The organism is Arthrobacter sp. 754, assembly GCF_040548695.1.
Lineage (GTDB): Bacteria > Actinomycetota > Actinomycetes > Actinomycetales > Micrococcaceae > Arthrobacter.
Genome location: NZ_JBEPSC010000002.1, coordinates 447,781 through 462,845, shown reverse-complemented (window position 1 = coordinate 462,845; position 15,065 = coordinate 447,781). Strand labels below are relative to the sequence as shown.

The 15,065-nt window shown below is 65.1% G+C and carries 11 protein-coding genes; 7 read left to right on the top strand and 4 right to left on the bottom strand.

Translation table 11 applies throughout. The annotated features are described in order from the left end of the window. Nucleotides 1-15 precede the first annotated feature (15 nt). The 3 genes from ABIA70_RS07615 to ABIA70_RS07605 all read left to right on the top strand — a co-directional run bounded on the left by ABIA70_RS07615 (nucleotide 16) and on the right by ABIA70_RS07605 (nucleotide 3,575). Entirely contained in the window at nucleotides 16-1,533 is a 1,518-nt protein-coding gene (locus ABIA70_RS07615) for a hypothetical protein (protein ID WP_354146987.1), read from the top strand. Nucleotides 1,534-1,827: 294 nt separating this feature from the next. After that, on the top strand, nucleotides 1,828-3,060 hold the full coding sequence (locus ABIA70_RS07610; RefSeq protein WP_354146986.1) for a serine/threonine-protein kinase: 1,233 nt from the start codon (nucleotides 1,828-1,830) through the stop codon (nucleotides 3,058-3,060). Further along, a complete protein-coding gene (locus tag ABIA70_RS07605; protein WP_354146985.1) occupies nucleotides 3,057-3,575 on the top strand; it encodes a hypothetical protein in 519 nt (172 codons plus the stop codon). The genes ABIA70_RS07610 and ABIA70_RS07605 overlap by 4 nt, the downstream gene beginning before the upstream one ends. 130 nt (nucleotides 3,576-3,705) lie before the next feature. Here the strand turns inward: ABIA70_RS07605 and ABIA70_RS07600 are convergent, their stop codons facing one another. The 3 genes from ABIA70_RS07600 to ABIA70_RS07590 form a co-directional block, all read right to left on the bottom strand. Next, on the bottom strand, nucleotides 3,706-5,919 hold the full coding sequence (locus tag ABIA70_RS07600) for a catalase (protein WP_354146984.1): 2,214 nt from the start codon (nucleotides 5,917-5,919) through the stop codon (nucleotides 3,706-3,708). Between the two features lie 206 nt (nucleotides 5,920-6,125). Continuing rightward, on the bottom strand, nucleotides 6,126-8,345 hold the full coding sequence (locus ABIA70_RS07595; RefSeq protein ID WP_354146983.1) for an NADP-dependent isocitrate dehydrogenase: 2,220 nt from the start codon (nucleotides 8,343-8,345) through the stop codon (nucleotides 6,126-6,128). 116 nt (nucleotides 8,346-8,461) lie between these two features. Next, complete coding sequence (locus tag ABIA70_RS07590; protein WP_354146982.1) at nucleotides 8,462-8,941, bottom strand: MarR family winged helix-turn-helix transcriptional regulator; 480 nt, start codon at nucleotides 8,939-8,941, stop codon at nucleotides 8,462-8,464. A gap of 244 nt (nucleotides 8,942-9,185) precedes the next feature. Here ABIA70_RS07590 and ABIA70_RS07585 point away from each other — a divergent pair, with 244 nt between their 5' ends. Continuing rightward, complete coding sequence (locus ABIA70_RS07585) at nucleotides 9,186-10,181, top strand: ABC transporter substrate-binding protein (protein WP_354146981.1); 996 nt, start codon at nucleotides 9,186-9,188, stop codon at nucleotides 10,179-10,181. Nucleotides 10,182-10,296: 115 nt separating this feature from the next. Further along, complete coding sequence (locus tag ABIA70_RS07580) at nucleotides 10,297-11,262, top strand: trypsin-like serine peptidase (RefSeq protein WP_354146980.1); 966 nt, start codon at nucleotides 10,297-10,299, stop codon at nucleotides 11,260-11,262. Between the two features lie 143 nt (nucleotides 11,263-11,405). Here the strand turns inward: ABIA70_RS07580 and purH are convergent, their stop codons facing one another. Beyond that, on the bottom strand, nucleotides 11,406-13,091 hold the full coding sequence (purH, locus tag ABIA70_RS07575) for a bifunctional phosphoribosylaminoimidazolecarboxamide formyltransferase/IMP cyclohydrolase (protein ID WP_354146979.1): 1,686 nt from the start codon (nucleotides 13,089-13,091) through the stop codon (nucleotides 11,406-11,408). Between the two features lie 132 nt (nucleotides 13,092-13,223). Here purH and ABIA70_RS07570 point away from each other — a divergent pair, with 132 nt between their 5' ends. Continuing rightward, nucleotides 13,224-14,576, top strand: coding sequence for an MFS transporter (locus ABIA70_RS07570; protein ID WP_354146978.1), 1,353 nt, complete (start codon nucleotides 13,224-13,226; stop codon nucleotides 14,574-14,576). 138 nt (nucleotides 14,577-14,714) lie between these two features. Next, nucleotides 14,715-14,984, top strand: coding sequence for a GlsB/YeaQ/YmgE family stress response membrane protein (locus tag ABIA70_RS07565; protein WP_354146977.1), 270 nt, complete (start codon nucleotides 14,715-14,717; stop codon nucleotides 14,982-14,984). Nucleotides 14,985-15,065 lie beyond the last annotated feature (81 nt).

Below are 15,065 nucleotides of genomic sequence, written 5' to 3'. Positions count from 1 at the left end.
TCAGGAGACAAAACCATGCATTGCAACCTTCGCAGGGGGCTGCTCAGCACCCTCTTTGCCGGCGGGCTACTCGCCTTCGGCGCCACCGCAGCGAGCGCTGCGGACACAACCAGCGGGTCGGATCTTTCCGCCTCCGCTCTGGTCTCGGCGGCGACATCCGCGAACACGACGTCGTTGGGCCTGCTGGGTGGTCCAACGCCGTCTGAAACAGCGGATGTCGCCGCCGTCGTAGACGTCAACCTCGGACTCGGGAACAACGTCCTGGGCGCCACAGAGGGCAGCGGAACCACCACCGACGTCGCGGCTGCCGCAGACATCAACCTCGGACTCGGGAACAACGTCCTGGGCGCCACAGAGGGCAGCGGAACCACCACCGACGTCGCCGCAGCCGCAGACATCAATCTCGGCACCACAGACGGCAGCGCAACCACCGCCAACGTCGCCGCAGCAGCCGACATCAACCTCGGACTCGGGAACAACGTCCTGGGCACCACCAACGGCAGCGGAACCACCGCCGACGTCGCCGCAGCCGCAGACGTCAACCTCGGACTCGGCAACAAAGTCCTCGGGACCACAGACGGCAGCGGAACCACCGCCGACGTCGCGGCTGCCGCCGACATCAACCTGGGACTCGGCAACAACGTCCTGGGCACCACAGACGGCAGCGGAACCACCAGCGACGTCGCGGCTGCCGCCGACATCAACCTCGGACTCGGGGATGCTGCTCTGACCGGAACCGACGCGGGCAACACCACCGCCGACGTCGCCGCAGCCGCAGACGTCAACCTCGGCACCACGGGCAGCGCAACCACCGCCGACGTCGCCGCAGCCGCAGACGTCAACCTCGGCACCACAGACGGCAGCGCAACCACCGCCGACGTCGCGGCTGCCGCCGACATCAACCTCGGACTCGGGAACGCTGCTCTGACCGGAACGGACACGGGCAACACCACCGCCGACGCCGCCGCAGCCATTGACCTGGGCCTGGGCACCAACGGAACCAACACCGGCGGCAGCTTGGACGCTGCTGTCGATCTGGGGCTGGGCAACTCCGGGGTTCTTGGTGACGCCATTGTCGATCTCGTTGCATCCGTGATCATCGGCGGAGTCACTGACGGGGCCGCAGCGCCCGGTACTGAGAACCCCGGGACCGAAACGCCGGGTACGGACACCACGGACCCGGGAACCGGCACCGCTGGCGGCACTGATACCCCAGGAACCGGAACGACCGGCACCACGGGTACCGGCACCACCGGAACCGGCACGACCGGCACCAACGGCACAACAGGCACAACAGGCACGACTACTACTACTACTACCGGAATCACCGTGGTTCCTGCCGGTGTCATCACCGGTTCGGTTCCTTCCGCCAGCACCAGCGCCAACATCACAGGCAGCAAGATGAACAGCACCTCGGGCCAGGGCGGCACGGCAACACTGGCGAAGACCGGCGTCGAGATGACTCTTGTCCCCGCGGCCCTGTTTGTTTTGATCGCCGGACTGTTGTTGCTCCGGAAGCGCAGGACCTCCTAGCCAACTCAGACCCCGCCGTTCGCGGCACTAGTCAGTGTTTCCTGAAAGGAGGTGGCCTACCGGAGAGCACAACTACCAGCACGTAACCTTGTGACCGATGGTCCGGCTGAGCAGGTCCTGACGACTTCTCAGCCGGGCCGTCGGTGTGCCTCACGGCCTTGCCTCCACCACCGCGGCGGACCTTCCGTTATCTGCGTGAAAATTGGGTACCTAACATCCGGGCATAGTCTGCGGGGAGCCTACTCGCCCGTATAATTGGGTATACAGTGCCGCAGCGCACCGGGAGGAACGGTCATGGTGGCGGAATCGCCTAGCTCCATCAAGAATGAAGTGGTTGGCGGACGTTATCGGCTCGGTGAGGTGATCGGTCGCGGCGGAATGTCGTCCGTGTATTGCGCGCGGGACGAAAATTTGGGCCGCGACGTCGCGTTGAAGCTCTTCGCCCCCCAGGCTCCTGACGCTGATGAACTCAAGCGCCAGGAAGCAGAGATCCAACTGCTGGCAACACTGAACCATCCCAGCCTCGTGACGCTTTTCGACGCCGGCATTGACACCCGCATTCCGGACGAACCGCGCCCCTTCCTGACCATGGAACTGGTGGAAGGACAGGACCTGCGGAGCCGGATCAGGCACAGCCCTGTCCCGCTGGACGAACTCGCCGTGATCGGCGCAGGAATCGCCGATGCCCTGGCCTATGTCCACAGCCTCGGGGTCATCCACCGGGACATCAAGCCCGGCAACATCCTGCTGGTGCAGATCCGCCCGGGTGAGCCGCTGCGGCCCAAACTCACAGACTTCGGCATTGCACGGATCGTTGACGGAACACGGCTGACCGCCACGGGCACCATGGTGGGGACCGCGGCGTACCTCAGCCCCGAGCAGGCCATGGGTTCGCCGCTCACCCCGGCCACTGACATCTACTCGTTCGGACTGGTCCTGCTCGAATGCATCAAGCAGACCATTGAATACCCCGGCAGCGCCGTGGAATCCGCTGTGGCCAGGCTGCATCGCGCGCCTGAGATCCCGGAGGATCTCCCCTCCGAATGGGCGGACCTGATCCGCTCCATGACGGTACTTGACCCGTTGGAGCGTCCGTCAGCACCCGATATAGAGACGGTGCTGCGTCAAGCCCTGGTCTCGCCGGTATCGACGCCTGGCGAGCTCACGCCGGAACCCACGCGGGTACTGCCCGCCATGCCGTTCCGGGCACCTACAATCACCTCGGAAATGCCTTCCCCCAGCCTTTCGTTGGCGGCCCTGGACAACGAAAGCCACGACGACGTTGATCAGATCACCGGTCCCACCCGGTTGTCTCCGGCAAGCACGGAGACAGGCCCTCAGCGGGTGAAGCGCCGCAGGCGGCTCTGGCTGCTGGCTATCCTGATCGTTCTTGCCCTGGCCGCCGGCGCCGCAGTGCTCACGGCGAGCGTGTCCCCACAGCTGGCTCCCGACGTCGTGCCTTACCCCACTGTCACCGGAACCCTGGGCGAGCACCTCCAGGAACTCCAGAAGAGTGTTGAACCGTGACGCTTTTTGGGGCCCAAGGCCGGCGCTCCGCAACGCGCGGATGGGCTCAGGCTCTCGTGGCCCTGGTGCTGGCGGGGTCACTGGCCAGCTGCGCCCCGGCGGAAACAGGCTTGCAGCGGGATGCTGCAAGGCAGCTGCAGGAACGGGTACTGGGAGTGAGCCAGGCGGCGGCGGCCAACGACCATGCTGCCGCGCTGACTGCTCTGGACGGACTGGAGAAGGAGCTGGCGGCAGCCGCGGAGAAGGGCCAGGTCTCCGACGAACGCCGCCGTACCGTCATGACCGTCATCACCGCCGTCCGGGCTGACCTGACGGACGCCGTTAACGCGGCTGCGAAGGCTGCCGCGGGGGCAACAGCTGCGGCAGAAAAGGCCAAGGCAGAAGCGGATGCTGCGGCGGCGGCGAAAGCCGCCGAGGAAAGCACCGCGCCTGTGGTACCGGCCCCGGCTCCCGCGCCCGCCCCCGTGGACAACAGCAAACCAAGTGAGGGCAAGGGCAAAGGGAAAAACGGTTAGGGACTGAACCGGAGAAGGGAGCGCCCCCGTCACGTTCGACGGCGGCGCTCCCTTCCTGTTCTCAGCCCAGGGCCAGGTGCCGGTTCAGTCAGCTCCCGGTTCAGCCAGGCCCCGGTTCAGCCAGGCCGGTCTATCCCCCAGCCGGGAAGCGTTCCCAGACACGGTGGCTCGCCAGCAGTTCGGCGAGCTGAGGAACCAGCCCGTCGGCTGCGTCTGCCGAGACAACACCTGCCGCGCCCTGTGGAATGCCTGCCGCGTCAAGCGCCGCAGACCCCTCGCCCAACACGCCAAGTGCCTTGGCATGCCGGAATGCCTCTGAGAGCATCAGCACCACTCGGGGATCCAGGGTAGTGCCGGGCTCGCCCGCTTTTGCGTCCCGCCCCGGTTTGGCGTCCGCGGCCGGCGTGGCAGCAGCGGCAACGATGATTGCGTCAAATTCCGTGGACCTCGCGGTCAGGTAGGTCCGCTGTACGGGGACGCCGCCGTCGCCCTCTTCACCCAGGTATCCGCCCGCAGGGGCGATGACCAGCGGCACAATGCCCTGTGCGTCCAGGGCCTTGCGTGCCGCATTGACTGCGGCAAGGTCACTGGCCTGGTCGGCCACGATGCCCACCACCCGGCCCGCCACCGGCCACGTCTTGCCCAGCTGGGACAGGGCGGGGCTGGGTTCGGAGTCCGGAACGTCTTCGGTGGCGGCCGGCGCGGGCATGCCCAGACCCTTCGCCACAGCCGCGCACAGGTCAGTGTCCACGTTGGCCAGGGCCAGCAGCTGCCGTTCCCGGATGGCCTTCTCGTAGCACTTGCCCAGTTCGAAGGTGTAGGCCTGGATCACATGGTCCTGCTCCGCCGGTGTGAGGCTGCGGAAGAAGAGCCGGACCTGGCTGTAGTGGTCGCTGAAGGACGCGGGGTTCTTGCGTTCTTTGATGGACGCGGCAACCTCTTCAGGCACATCGATGAATGCGCTCACGTCCTGGCCTGCAAGGAAGGGACAGCCGCCGTCCAGGGAATTGGGGTGGTACGGTGCCGCACCGCCGTGTACCGCCTGCTGGTGCATGCCGTCGCGCAGCATGTCGTTCACCGGCGCCTGGGGACGGTTGATCGGGATCTGGGCGAAGTTGGGTCCGCCCAGCCGGGAGATCTGGGTGTCAAGGTAGGAGAACAGCCGCACTTGCAGCAGCGGGTCGTTGGTGACGTCGATACCAGGCACGAGGTGGCCGGGGTGGAATGCCACCTGTTCGGTCTCCGCGAAGTAATTGGTGGGGTTTGCGTTGAGGGTCATGATGCCGACGGGCTGGACCGGGGCCAGCTCCTCGGGGACAAACTTCGTGGGATCCAGCAGGTCGATACCCTCGAACATCTGGTCCTCGTTGTCCGGGAAGGTCTGAACGCCCAGCTCCCACTCCGGGAAGGCGCCGGCCTCAATGGAATCCGCCAGGTCCCGGCGGTGGAAGTCCGGGTCCATGCCGTTGATGATCTGGGCCTCTTCCCAGACCAGCGAGTGGACACCCTGCTTGGGCTTCCAGTGGAACTTCACCAGCGTGGTTTTTCCCTCGGCATTGACGAAGCGGAAAGTGTGGACGCCGAAGCCTTCCATGGTGCGGAAGGAGCGCGGAATGCCGCGGTCGGACATGTTCCACATGGTGTGGGCCTGCGCCTCGGTATGCAGGGAGACGAAGTCCCAGAAGGTGTCGTGGGCGCTCTGGGCCTGCGGGATCTCCCGGTCCGGGTGGGGTTTTCCGGCGTGGATGATGTCCGGGAACTTGATGCCGTCCTGGATGAAGAAGACCGGGATGTTGTTGCCCACGAGGTCGTAGGTGCCTTCATCCGTGTAGAACTTGGTGGAGAACCCGCGGGTATCCCGGACGGTGTCCGCGGATCCGCGCGAACCCAGGACGGTTGAGAACCGAACGAACACCGGCGTTTCCACATCCTTGGCCAGGAAGCCCGCACGGGTGATGTTGGCCGCAGTCCCATAGGACCGGAAGACCCCGTGCGCGCCTGCGCCGCGGGCATGCACCACCCGCTCCGGGATGCGCTCGTGGTCGAAGTGGGTGATCTTTTCGCGGAGGTGGTGGTCCTGCAGCAGGATGGGGCCGCGCGAGCCGGCCTTCTGGGAATGGTCCGTGTCGCCCAGCCGCAGCCCCTGCGCTGTGGTCAGATACTGCCCGGACTGGGCCCGCGCCGTGAGGGGTGCTCCGGTGGGGCTTCCCGTGGGTGAGACCGCTTCCGGGCCCTGCTGGTCAGGCTTGGGCGGCAGCGGCTCACGCGGAGTGGTGGGCTCGTCGAGGCTAGCTGGTTCGCTGGCGGGAACACCGGGGATCTGGATGTTGCTTTCTTCAGGCACGGACTCTTCTCCTCTGGGTGGGCAACCTCAGCAGTCATCGGCAGCCGCCGAGATACTAAGTGTACTTAGCACCTTAGGCAAGGATGCCTGATGCCACAACCCGGGTGCGGGCATCAGACCAAGAATGTTGGCATTCGAACAACAAAAAATGCGGCGCTCCGGTTTCCCGGGGCGCCGCATTTTGGTTGTCGTCAGGCTCAGACAGCTCAGTTCAGGGTAGCGATGACCCTGTTCAGCGTGGCAGAGGGACGCATGACGGCGGAGGCCTTGGCGTCATCCGGGTGGTAGTAGCCGCCGATATCCACCGGGGAGCCCTGGACTGCGGCCAGTTCGCCCACGATGGTCTCCTCGTTCGAGGACAGCTCCTTGGCAATGGCGGAGAACGAAGCGGCGAGGTCTGCGTCCTCTGTCTGCTGGGCCAGTTCCTCTGCCCAGTAGCGGGCCAGGAAGTAGTGGCTGCCGCGGTTGTCCAGTTCCCCGGCCCGGCGGCTCGGCGACTTGTTCTCCAGCAGGAACGTGCCAGTGGCCTTGTCCAGGGTGTCGGCCAGGACCTGGGCACGTGCATTGCCCGTGCTGGTGGCCAGGTGCTCGAAGCTCACGGCCAGCGCGAGGAACTCGCCGAGGCTGTCCCACCGCAGGTGGTTCTCCTTGAGCAGCTGCTGGACGTGCTTCGGAGCCGATCCGCCGGCACCGGTCTCGAAGAGGCCGCCGCCGTTCATGAGCGGAACCACCGAAAGCATTTTGGCGCTGGTGCCCAGTTCGAGGATGGGGAAGAGGTCCGTGAGGTAGTCGCGGAGCACGTTGCCGGAAACCGAGATGGTGTCCTCGCCCTTGCGGATCCGCTCCAGGGTGAAGGCAGTGGCCTTCTCCGGGGACATGATTTCGATCTGCAGGCCCTCGGTGTCGTGCTCCTTGAGGTATTCGCGGACCTTGGCGATGAGGTTGGCGTCGTGCGCGCGGGTCTCGTCAAGCCAGAACACGGCGGGCGTCTTGGAGGCGCGGGCGCGGGTGACGGCCAGCTTGACCCAGTCGCGGATGGGCAGGTCCTTGGTCTGGCAGGCGCGCCAGATGTCGCCCGGGGCAACCTGGTGCTCAACCAGCACGGCACCGGAGCCGTCAACGATCTGGACCGTGCCGGCTTCCTGGATTTCGAAGGTCTTGTCGTGGCTGCCGTATTCCTCGGCGGCCTGGGCCATGAGGCCGACGTTCGGCACTGTGCCCATGGTGGTGGGATCGAAGGCGCCGTGGGCGCGGCAGTCGTCGAGCACTACCTGGTAGATGCCGGCGTAGGAGCTGTCCGGCAGGACTGCCAGGGTGTCTGCTTCCTTGCCGTCCGGGCCCCACATGTGGCCGGAGCTGCGGATCATGGCAGGCATGGAGGCGTCAACGATGACGTCGGACGGGACATTCAGCGTGGTGATGCCCTTGTCCGAGTCCACCATGGCCAGGGCGGGGCCGTCTTCGAGGCCCTTCTTAATCAGCGACTGGACGCCTTCGCGGACGTCCTCCGGCAGGTCCTCAAGGCTGCTCAGGATGGCAGCGAGTCCATTGTTGGGGCTGATCCCGGCGGCGGCGAGCTGCTTGCCGTAGGTTTCGAAGAGTTCGGAGAAGTAAGCCTTGACCACGTGGCCGAAGATGATGGGATCGGAAACCTTCATCATGGTGGCTTTGAGGTGTGCGGAGAAGAGGACGCCTTCTTCCTTGGCGCGGGCAACCTGGGCCTTCAGGAATTCGTCCAGGGCGGCGGCGCGCATGACGGTGCCGTCAATGACTTCACCGGCAAGAACGGGGAAGGCCTTCTTCAGGACCTTGACGGAGCCGTCCTCGCGGACCAGCTGGATGGCGATGGTGCCTTCAGCCTCGATCACCACGGACTTCTCGTTGGAGCGGAAGTCGTCGGAGGTCATGTGGGCCACGTTGGTCTTGGAGTCAGCGGACCAGGCGCCCATGGAGTGCGGGTTCTGGCGGGCGTAGTTCTTCACGGACAGCGGCGCGCGGCGGTCGGAGTTGCCTTCACGCAGGACCGGGTTCACGGCGGAGCCCTTGATCTTGTCGTAGCGGGAGCGGACGGCCGTCTCCTCATCCGAGGAAGGGTTGTCCGGGTAGTCCGGCAGGTTGTAGCCCTGGGCCTGAAGCTCGGCGATGGCGGCCTTCAGCTGCGGGATGGATGCGCTGATGTTGGGCAGCTTGATGATGTTCGCTTCCGGCTTCTTTGCCAGCGCACCGAGCTCAGCAAGGGCGTCGCCGATCTGCTGTTCCGGGGTGAGGTAGTCACCGAACACGGAGATGATGCGGCCTGCGAGCGAAATGTCACGGGTCTCCACCTCCACACCTGCGGTCGAAGCAAACGCTTCGATAATCGGCAAGAACGAATAAGTAGCCAGCATCGGCGCTTCGTCGGTGTGGGTATAGATAATCTTTGACATGCGAGGGCGTCTCCCTGAAGGTCGGCTGATTTTTTGAGAATCCGGCTATTTCACCATGGTTAACTTACCCGAGCAGACGGCTTTGAACCCTACCCGTGCACGGGGAGGGCGCTGCGTTACCGCCCCTGGAAGGCGACGCGGCGCAAGAGCTCCCGGAGCTGGTCGCGTTCAGCGGAGGTGAGGTCCGCCAGTGACTGCTCCTCTGCCTGCGCTGTTGCCACAGCCGCTTCGGCGAGCAGGCTGCGCCCCTTCGCGGTGCCCCGGATGACCTTGGAACGGCGGTCCTGGGGGTCCGTCTCACGCTTTACCAGGCCCCGCTGCTCAAGCCCGTCCAGCAGGGCGACGATCTGGCCCGGATCCAGCAGCAGGAATTCGGCCAGCTCCCGTTGCGAGGGAGCAGCGCCGCTGCAGGCCAGCGACAGGACAGCATAGGAACGGACCCGCAGGTCAAGCGGCTGCAGCAACGCGTTGGCCTTGGCACTGCCCAGCGCACGCGCCCGCGCGGTCAGGAATTCAATCTCGGCGGCAAGCGGCGCTTCCAGGAGTCGATCGGGCGCCGCGGAGGGCGCACTGTCCGTGGTGGGGAGCCGGTTCATTGCCCAATTCTATAGTTGAGGTCCACCGGCGGCCTTACAAACAAAAAGACACTATTGACATTTTCAATAGTAAGGGCTGACATTGATACATCGGTTGTGTGTGATATCTCACAGCAATTCCGGCAGACGACGGCGTTGCGGCACCCGCCGCCGTCGCGGCCTGTCCGCTTTACTGTTGCCTCGCCAGCCCGGGCCGCCACAGCGGCCACCAAGACCGTCACAGAACTCAAGGAAGAGTCACCACATGAAAAGGCACCTCGCTCAGCTGCTCGCCGCCGGCGCCATCGCCGCCCTTGCACTCACGGGCTGCGGTTCCGGGTCCCTCTCGGGCCCCGCCACCAGCGCCTCCCCCGGATCGGCTGCCGCAGGCGGCGACCTGAAGAAGATCTCCGTCGGCGTCCTGTCCATTGCACCCTCTGTTGCAGTCCAGTACGGAGTCGATGAAGGCATCTTCGCGCAGCACGGCCTCAATGTTGAACTCCAGACCGGTCAGGGCGGAGCGGCCATGCTGCCCGCCGTCTCGACGGGCACCATGAACTTCTCGGTCGGAAATCCGCTCTCCGTGATGCTGGCCGTTGACAAGGGCCTGGACATGAAAATCGTCACCGGCTTCAGCAACTCCAAGGCCGAGGGGGCAGACATCAACGGCGTGGTGGCCGCCAAAGCCTCCGGCATCTCCTCCTTCGGAAATTTGGAAGGCAAGACCGTGGCCGTCAACACCCTGAAGACACAGGGCGATCTCACCATCATGGAAAGCGCTGCGAAAGCGGGCGCCGACCCCTCGAAAATCAAGTTCGTGGAAATGCCGTTCCCTGACATGCAGGCCCAACTCGACCGCGGATCGGTGGAGGCCATCTGGCTTCCCGAGCCCTTCCTGACCAAGGCACTCGCCGATCCCAAGAACGTCCTCGTGGGAAGCCCCAACCAGGTAGCCCTGCCCGGACTGCCCACCATGGTCAGCTTTACCAGCGGCAACTTTGCCTCCCAGAACGCGGACACGGTGAAGTCGTTCAAGGAGGCCATGGCCGAAACCCTGGGGAAGGCCGAAAAGAATCCGGACGCACTGCGGGCGCTGCTGCCGAAGTTCATGAACATGGATGCCGGTGTGGCGAAGAACCTGAAGATGGAATCCTTCAACGCAGAGGTTCCCACCAAGGTGCTCTCGGACCTTGGATCCCTGATGGTCAAGTACAAGTACGTTGAGAAGCAGCCCGATGTTGCCGGCATGACAGTGAAGTAGCGTCAGGCAAGAGGGGTCGACGCTATTTACAAAGCTGTCATGCCCGGATAGGTTACTTTGGTTTCAGGGCGGGCCAACTGGGAGCGCGCCCTCCACCTTTGTTGACAGGAAAATAATGACGCGCACCCGGTCTCTCGCTGCAAGCTTCTTGAGTCTCTCCGCGGCCGCCGCGCTGGCCCTGGTCGGGGCCGGCGCCGCCGGCGCCGGCGCCGCCCCTTCTGCCTCTGATGAGAAGGCGAAGCCCTCCGTATTCAGTGCAAGGGTGGACAGCACCGGTGCGGCGGATTACTGGACCCGGGACCGCATGCTGGCCGCGCTTCCTGGCGACCTCCTGGCCGACAAGTCGCTGGAACGCGGCGACAGGTCCAGCGCAGTGTCGGTCGAGACAAGCGGGGCAGGCAAAGACAAGGGGACCAAGGGAAAGCCCACCATCGCGAAGCGGGCCAGTGGCATGGACCACATCGGCAAGGTCTTTTTCACCTTGGACGGCGCGGATTACGTGTGTTCGGGCAACGCCGTGACCTCGAGCAACAACAGCACCGTCGCCACTGCCGGGCACTGTCTTTTTGGCGGCGCAGAGCTGCCCAGCAGGTTCATCTTTGTGCCCGGCTACAACAACGGCACAGCGCCCTACGGTGCGTGGACCGGGGAGTCCTACCACGTCCCGACCGGGTGGAAGGACTCGGGGAACATGCAGTTCGACACCGGCTTCGCCGTCGTGAAGCAGGTCGAGACCGGAAAGCTCCTTTCCGACGTCGTGGACGAGTCGGATGTCCTGTTCAACGCGCCCCGCGGCCTCAGCTACACGGCCTTCGGCTACCCGGCGGACAAGCCCTTTGACGGCGGGTCGCTCATGAGCTGCACGGGAACAGCAACCGATGACTCCAAGAACACACAGTTCATGTCCCAGGGCATCCCCTGCGACATGACGGGCGGGTCCTCGGGCGGCCCGTGGCTGATCGGAACCAGCAACATCCAGAATTCCGTGAACAGCTACGGCTACAACCGCTTCCCGGTGATGTACGGCCCGTTCTGGGGTCCAGAGATCGAGGCAGCCTACATGACTGCCGAGACAGCCTAGAACTGGACAACGCGGGGTCACTAAACGCCCAAAAATAGGGCTCGAAAGGGCCAAAAGTGACCCCGCGTTGCAGGATTAACGCGTTAAACCACGACGGCGCCTGTCCCCTCAGCGGGGACAGGCGCCGTCGTTCGTGGTGGGGGTTAGTGGAAGAAGTGGCGGGCACCGGTGAAGTACATGGTGATGCCGGCAGCATTGGCTGCGGCGATGACTTCGTCGTCGCGGACTGAGCCGCCGGGCTGCACCACGGCGCGGACGCCGGCGCGGATCAGGATCTGCAGGCCGTCAGCGAACGGGAAGAACGCGTCCGATGCCGCAACGGCACCGCGTGCCCGCTCGGGAGCGCCGGACGCATCGGCGTTGGAGGCACCGCCGGCACCTTCGACGTCGGACTCCACCTTCACGCCGAGTGTGTTGGCCCGCTCCACGGCGAGACGGCAGGAGTCCAGGCGGTTGACCTGGCCCATGCCGATGCCCACGGCGGCGCCGTCGGCTGCAATCAGGATGGCGTTCGACTTGGCGGCACGGCACGCGGTCCAGGCGAAGGCCAGGTCCGCGAGGGTCTTCGCGTCTGCAGCTTCGCCGGCGGCAAGGGTCCAGTTGGCGGGGTTGTCGCCGTCGGCGTCCACCTTGTCGGTGACCTGGACCAGCACGCCGCCGGAGACCTGGCGGAACTCGGAGGGGTAGCGGCCGTAGCCTTCCGGAAGGGTCAGGAGGCGGATGTTCTTCTTCTTGGACAGGATCTCCACGGCTTCGGGTTCGAAGCCCGGAGCGATGACCACCTCGGTGAAGATGCCCGCGACGGTGGCAGCCATGGCGGCCGTGACCGGGCGGTTGGCTGCGATGACGCCGCCGAACGCGGAGACGGGATCGCAGGCGTGGGCCTTGGCATGCGCGTCGGCGATCGGGTCTTCAGCATCGGCCGAGCCGACGGCCACACCGCACGGGTTGGCGTGCTTGATGATGGCAACTGCCGGGTCTGCGAAGTCGAAAGCGGCGCGCAGGGCAGCGTCGGCGTCGACGAAGTTGTTGTAGCTCATGGCCTTGCCGTGCAGCTGGTCCGCCTGCGCGATGCCGGCCGGGGCGGCCTTGTCCACGTACAGCGCAGCCTGCTGGTGCGGGTTTTCGCCGTAGCGGAGGACCTCTGAGCGCTCCAGCGAAAGGCCTGCATAGGCAGGCCAGTCGATGATGCCGTCGCCGTCTTCATCCAGGAACTGGCTGGCCGTCCAGGTGGCCACGGCATTGTCGTACGAGGCCGTGTGGGCGAACGCCTTGGCGGCCAGCCGGCGCCGGGTCTTCAGGTCAAAGCCGCCCTCGGCAGCTGCGGCCACCACATCACCGTAGAAGCCGGGGTCAACAACAATGGCGACGGCGGCGTGGTTTTTCGCGGCCGAGCGCACCATGGCGGGGCCGCCGATGTCGATCTGCTCCACGACGTCGTCCTGCGGAGCGCCGGACTTGACCGTCTCGACGAAGGGGTACAGGTTGACCACCACGAGGTCGAATGTTTCGATCTCCATGCCGGCGAGCGTCTCCATGTGCGCCGGGACGCGGCGGTCCGCGAGGATGCCGCCGTGCACGCGGGGGTGGAGCGTCTTAACGCGACCGTCCAGCATTTCCGGGGAACCGGTGACTTCCTCGACCTCCTGGACCGGAATACCGGCTGCGGCGATCTTCTTGGCCGTGGAGCCGGTGGATACGATCTTCACGCCGGCTGCGTGCAGGCCCTTGGCGAGCTCCTCCAGACCGGTCTTGTCGTAAACCGAGATCAGTGCCCGGCGGATGGGAACTCGGTCGATGGATACACGGTCAGGCTGCGGCAAGCTCACAAAAGTCTCCGTCTTATCTCGCGGGCAATGGCCGCGGTTGGTGGGGATACGGCCAGTTTATCGTGTTGGCGCGCCCCGCTGTCGCCCGTCCCGCGTTGCGGGGTGCCTCTAAGATTTAGGCAGGAGGCCGAGATGAATACGTATACGACTGTGCCCAGTGGCGAACAGGTGGTCCAGGAACTGCCCTGGCGGTGGAAAGTCCAGGGCCGGATCTTCCTGATCGGCGGCCTCGGCTTTATGTTCGACGCCTGGGATGTGACCCTCAACGGCATCCTGATTCCGCTGCTTTCCACGCACTGGGCCCTGGCTCCGGGCGAGGTCGCCTGGGTGGGTACGGCCAACCTGATCGGCATGGCCCTGGGCGCCTTTGTCTGGGGCACCATTGCGGACACGATCGGCCGCAAGAAAGCCTTCACGGCAACACTGCTGATCTTCTCGCTCTTCACCGTCCTGGGCGCCTTCTCGCCCGACTTCGTCTGGTTCTGTGTGTTCCGGTTCATGGCAGGGTTCGGCCTGGGCGGCTGCATTCCCGTGGACTACGCGCTGGTGGGTGAGTTCACCCCCCGGAAGCAGCGGGGGAAGGTCCTGACGGCCATGGACGGCTGGTGGCCGGTCGGCGCTGCCCTTGCCGGTTTTGTGTCCGCCGCGCTGGTGGGCATCTTCGGCGACTGGCGCCTGACCATGCTGGTGATGGTCCTGCCCGCGCTCATGGTGTTCTGGATCCGGCGCAGCGTGCCCGAATCGCCCCTGTTCCTGATCCGCAAGGGCAGGCGCGAGGAAGCGGCGAAAGTCATCGACGGCCTGGTGGCAGCCACGGGCGCCGAGCCGCGCGCGTACAGCCTCCCGGACCCGCAGGACGTTCCGCGCCTCTCGGCCGGCAGTGCCTGGCATCAGCTGCGGCTGGTCTGGCAGTTCAACTGGAAGATCACGGCCACGGCCTGGGCACTTTTCTTCAGCATCCTGCTGGTCTACTACCTGTCGCTGACGTGGATGCCGCGGATTCTGATTGGCGCCGGTTTCGCGGAGTACAAGGCGTTCCTCACCACGGCGTCCATGGCTGCAGTGGGCCTGCTCGGCGTGATCGTGGCGGCGCTGCTGGTGGAGCGGGTCGGCCGCAAATGGCTCCTCGCCATCACCGGCCCGCTGTCCGCACTGACCCTGGTGATCGTGGCCTTCGTGGTGGATATCCCCACCGCTGCCGTGTTCTGGCTGCTGGTGTTCGGCTTCCTGGTGCAGGTGGCCATACCGGTCCTCTACACCTACGTGTCCGAGCTGTACCCCACCGAACTCCGCGGCACCGGGTTCGGCTGGGCCTCGACGTTCTCGCGCCTGGGCGCCGGTTTCGGGCCCCTCATCTTCGCCAACTACTTCTGGCCGGAACTTGGGCTGGCCACATCGTTTGCCCTGGCGGGCGGCCTGGTCCTGGTGGCAGTGCTGTGGATGGCGTTCTTCTCACCGGAGACCAGGCAGCGCCGGCTCGAGTAATGGTCAGGGCACTTGACTCCCCGCGTAAATAGCAGTCATCTCGTGATAATTGAAACCTTGCGGAACGGTAAGCATGCTGATTAACTTAGGAAATCGGCATGGGGGTTTGGCACTACTAACTGAGAAGGAAGTGGCAACATGGGATTTCTTGGATTTCTCCTTTTGGGCCTGATAGCGGGGGCTATTGCAAAACTCATCCTGCCAGGCAGGCAAGGCGGCGGCTGGCTGATCACGCTGGTCCTCGGCGTCGTTGGCGCCATCCTGGGCGGCTGGATCGGCTCCCTGATCTTCGGTGGCGGGCTGGGTGACTTCTTTGATCTCCGGACCTGGTTGCTCTCGATCCTGGGCGCCATCATCGTCCTGCTGATCTATGGCGCAGTGGCCGGACGCAGCCGCACCCGCGCCTAACCACTGAACAGTTTCACAGCAAAAGGCGCCGCCCCCACGCAGGGGGCGGCGCCTTTTTGCCATGCAGGATAAGAACTGCAG

Coding starts and splice junctions, on each gene's coding strand:
- ABIA70_RS07615 (WP_354146987.1), top strand. CDS start 16: ATGCATTGCAACCTTCGCAGGGGGCTGCTCAGCACCCTCTTTGCCGGC.
- ABIA70_RS07610 (WP_354146986.1), top strand. CDS start 1,828: ATGGTGGCGGAATCGCCTAGCTCCATCAAGAATGAAGTGGTTGGCGGA.
- ABIA70_RS07595 (WP_354146983.1), bottom strand. CDS start 8,345: ATGTCAAAGATTATCTATACCCACACCGACGAAGCGCCGATGCTGGCT.
- ABIA70_RS07590 (WP_354146982.1), bottom strand. CDS start 8,941: ATGAACCGGCTCCCCACCACGGACAGTGCGCCCTCCGCGGCGCCCGAT.
- ABIA70_RS07585 (WP_354146981.1), top strand. CDS start 9,186: ATGAAAAGGCACCTCGCTCAGCTGCTCGCCGCCGGCGCCATCGCCGCC.
- ABIA70_RS07580 (WP_354146980.1), top strand. CDS start 10,297: ATGACGCGCACCCGGTCTCTCGCTGCAAGCTTCTTGAGTCTCTCCGCG.
- ABIA70_RS07570 (WP_354146978.1), top strand. CDS start 13,224: ATGAATACGTATACGACTGTGCCCAGTGGCGAACAGGTGGTCCAGGAA.
- ABIA70_RS07565 (WP_354146977.1), top strand. CDS start 14,715: ATGGGATTTCTTGGATTTCTCCTTTTGGGCCTGATAGCGGGGGCTATT.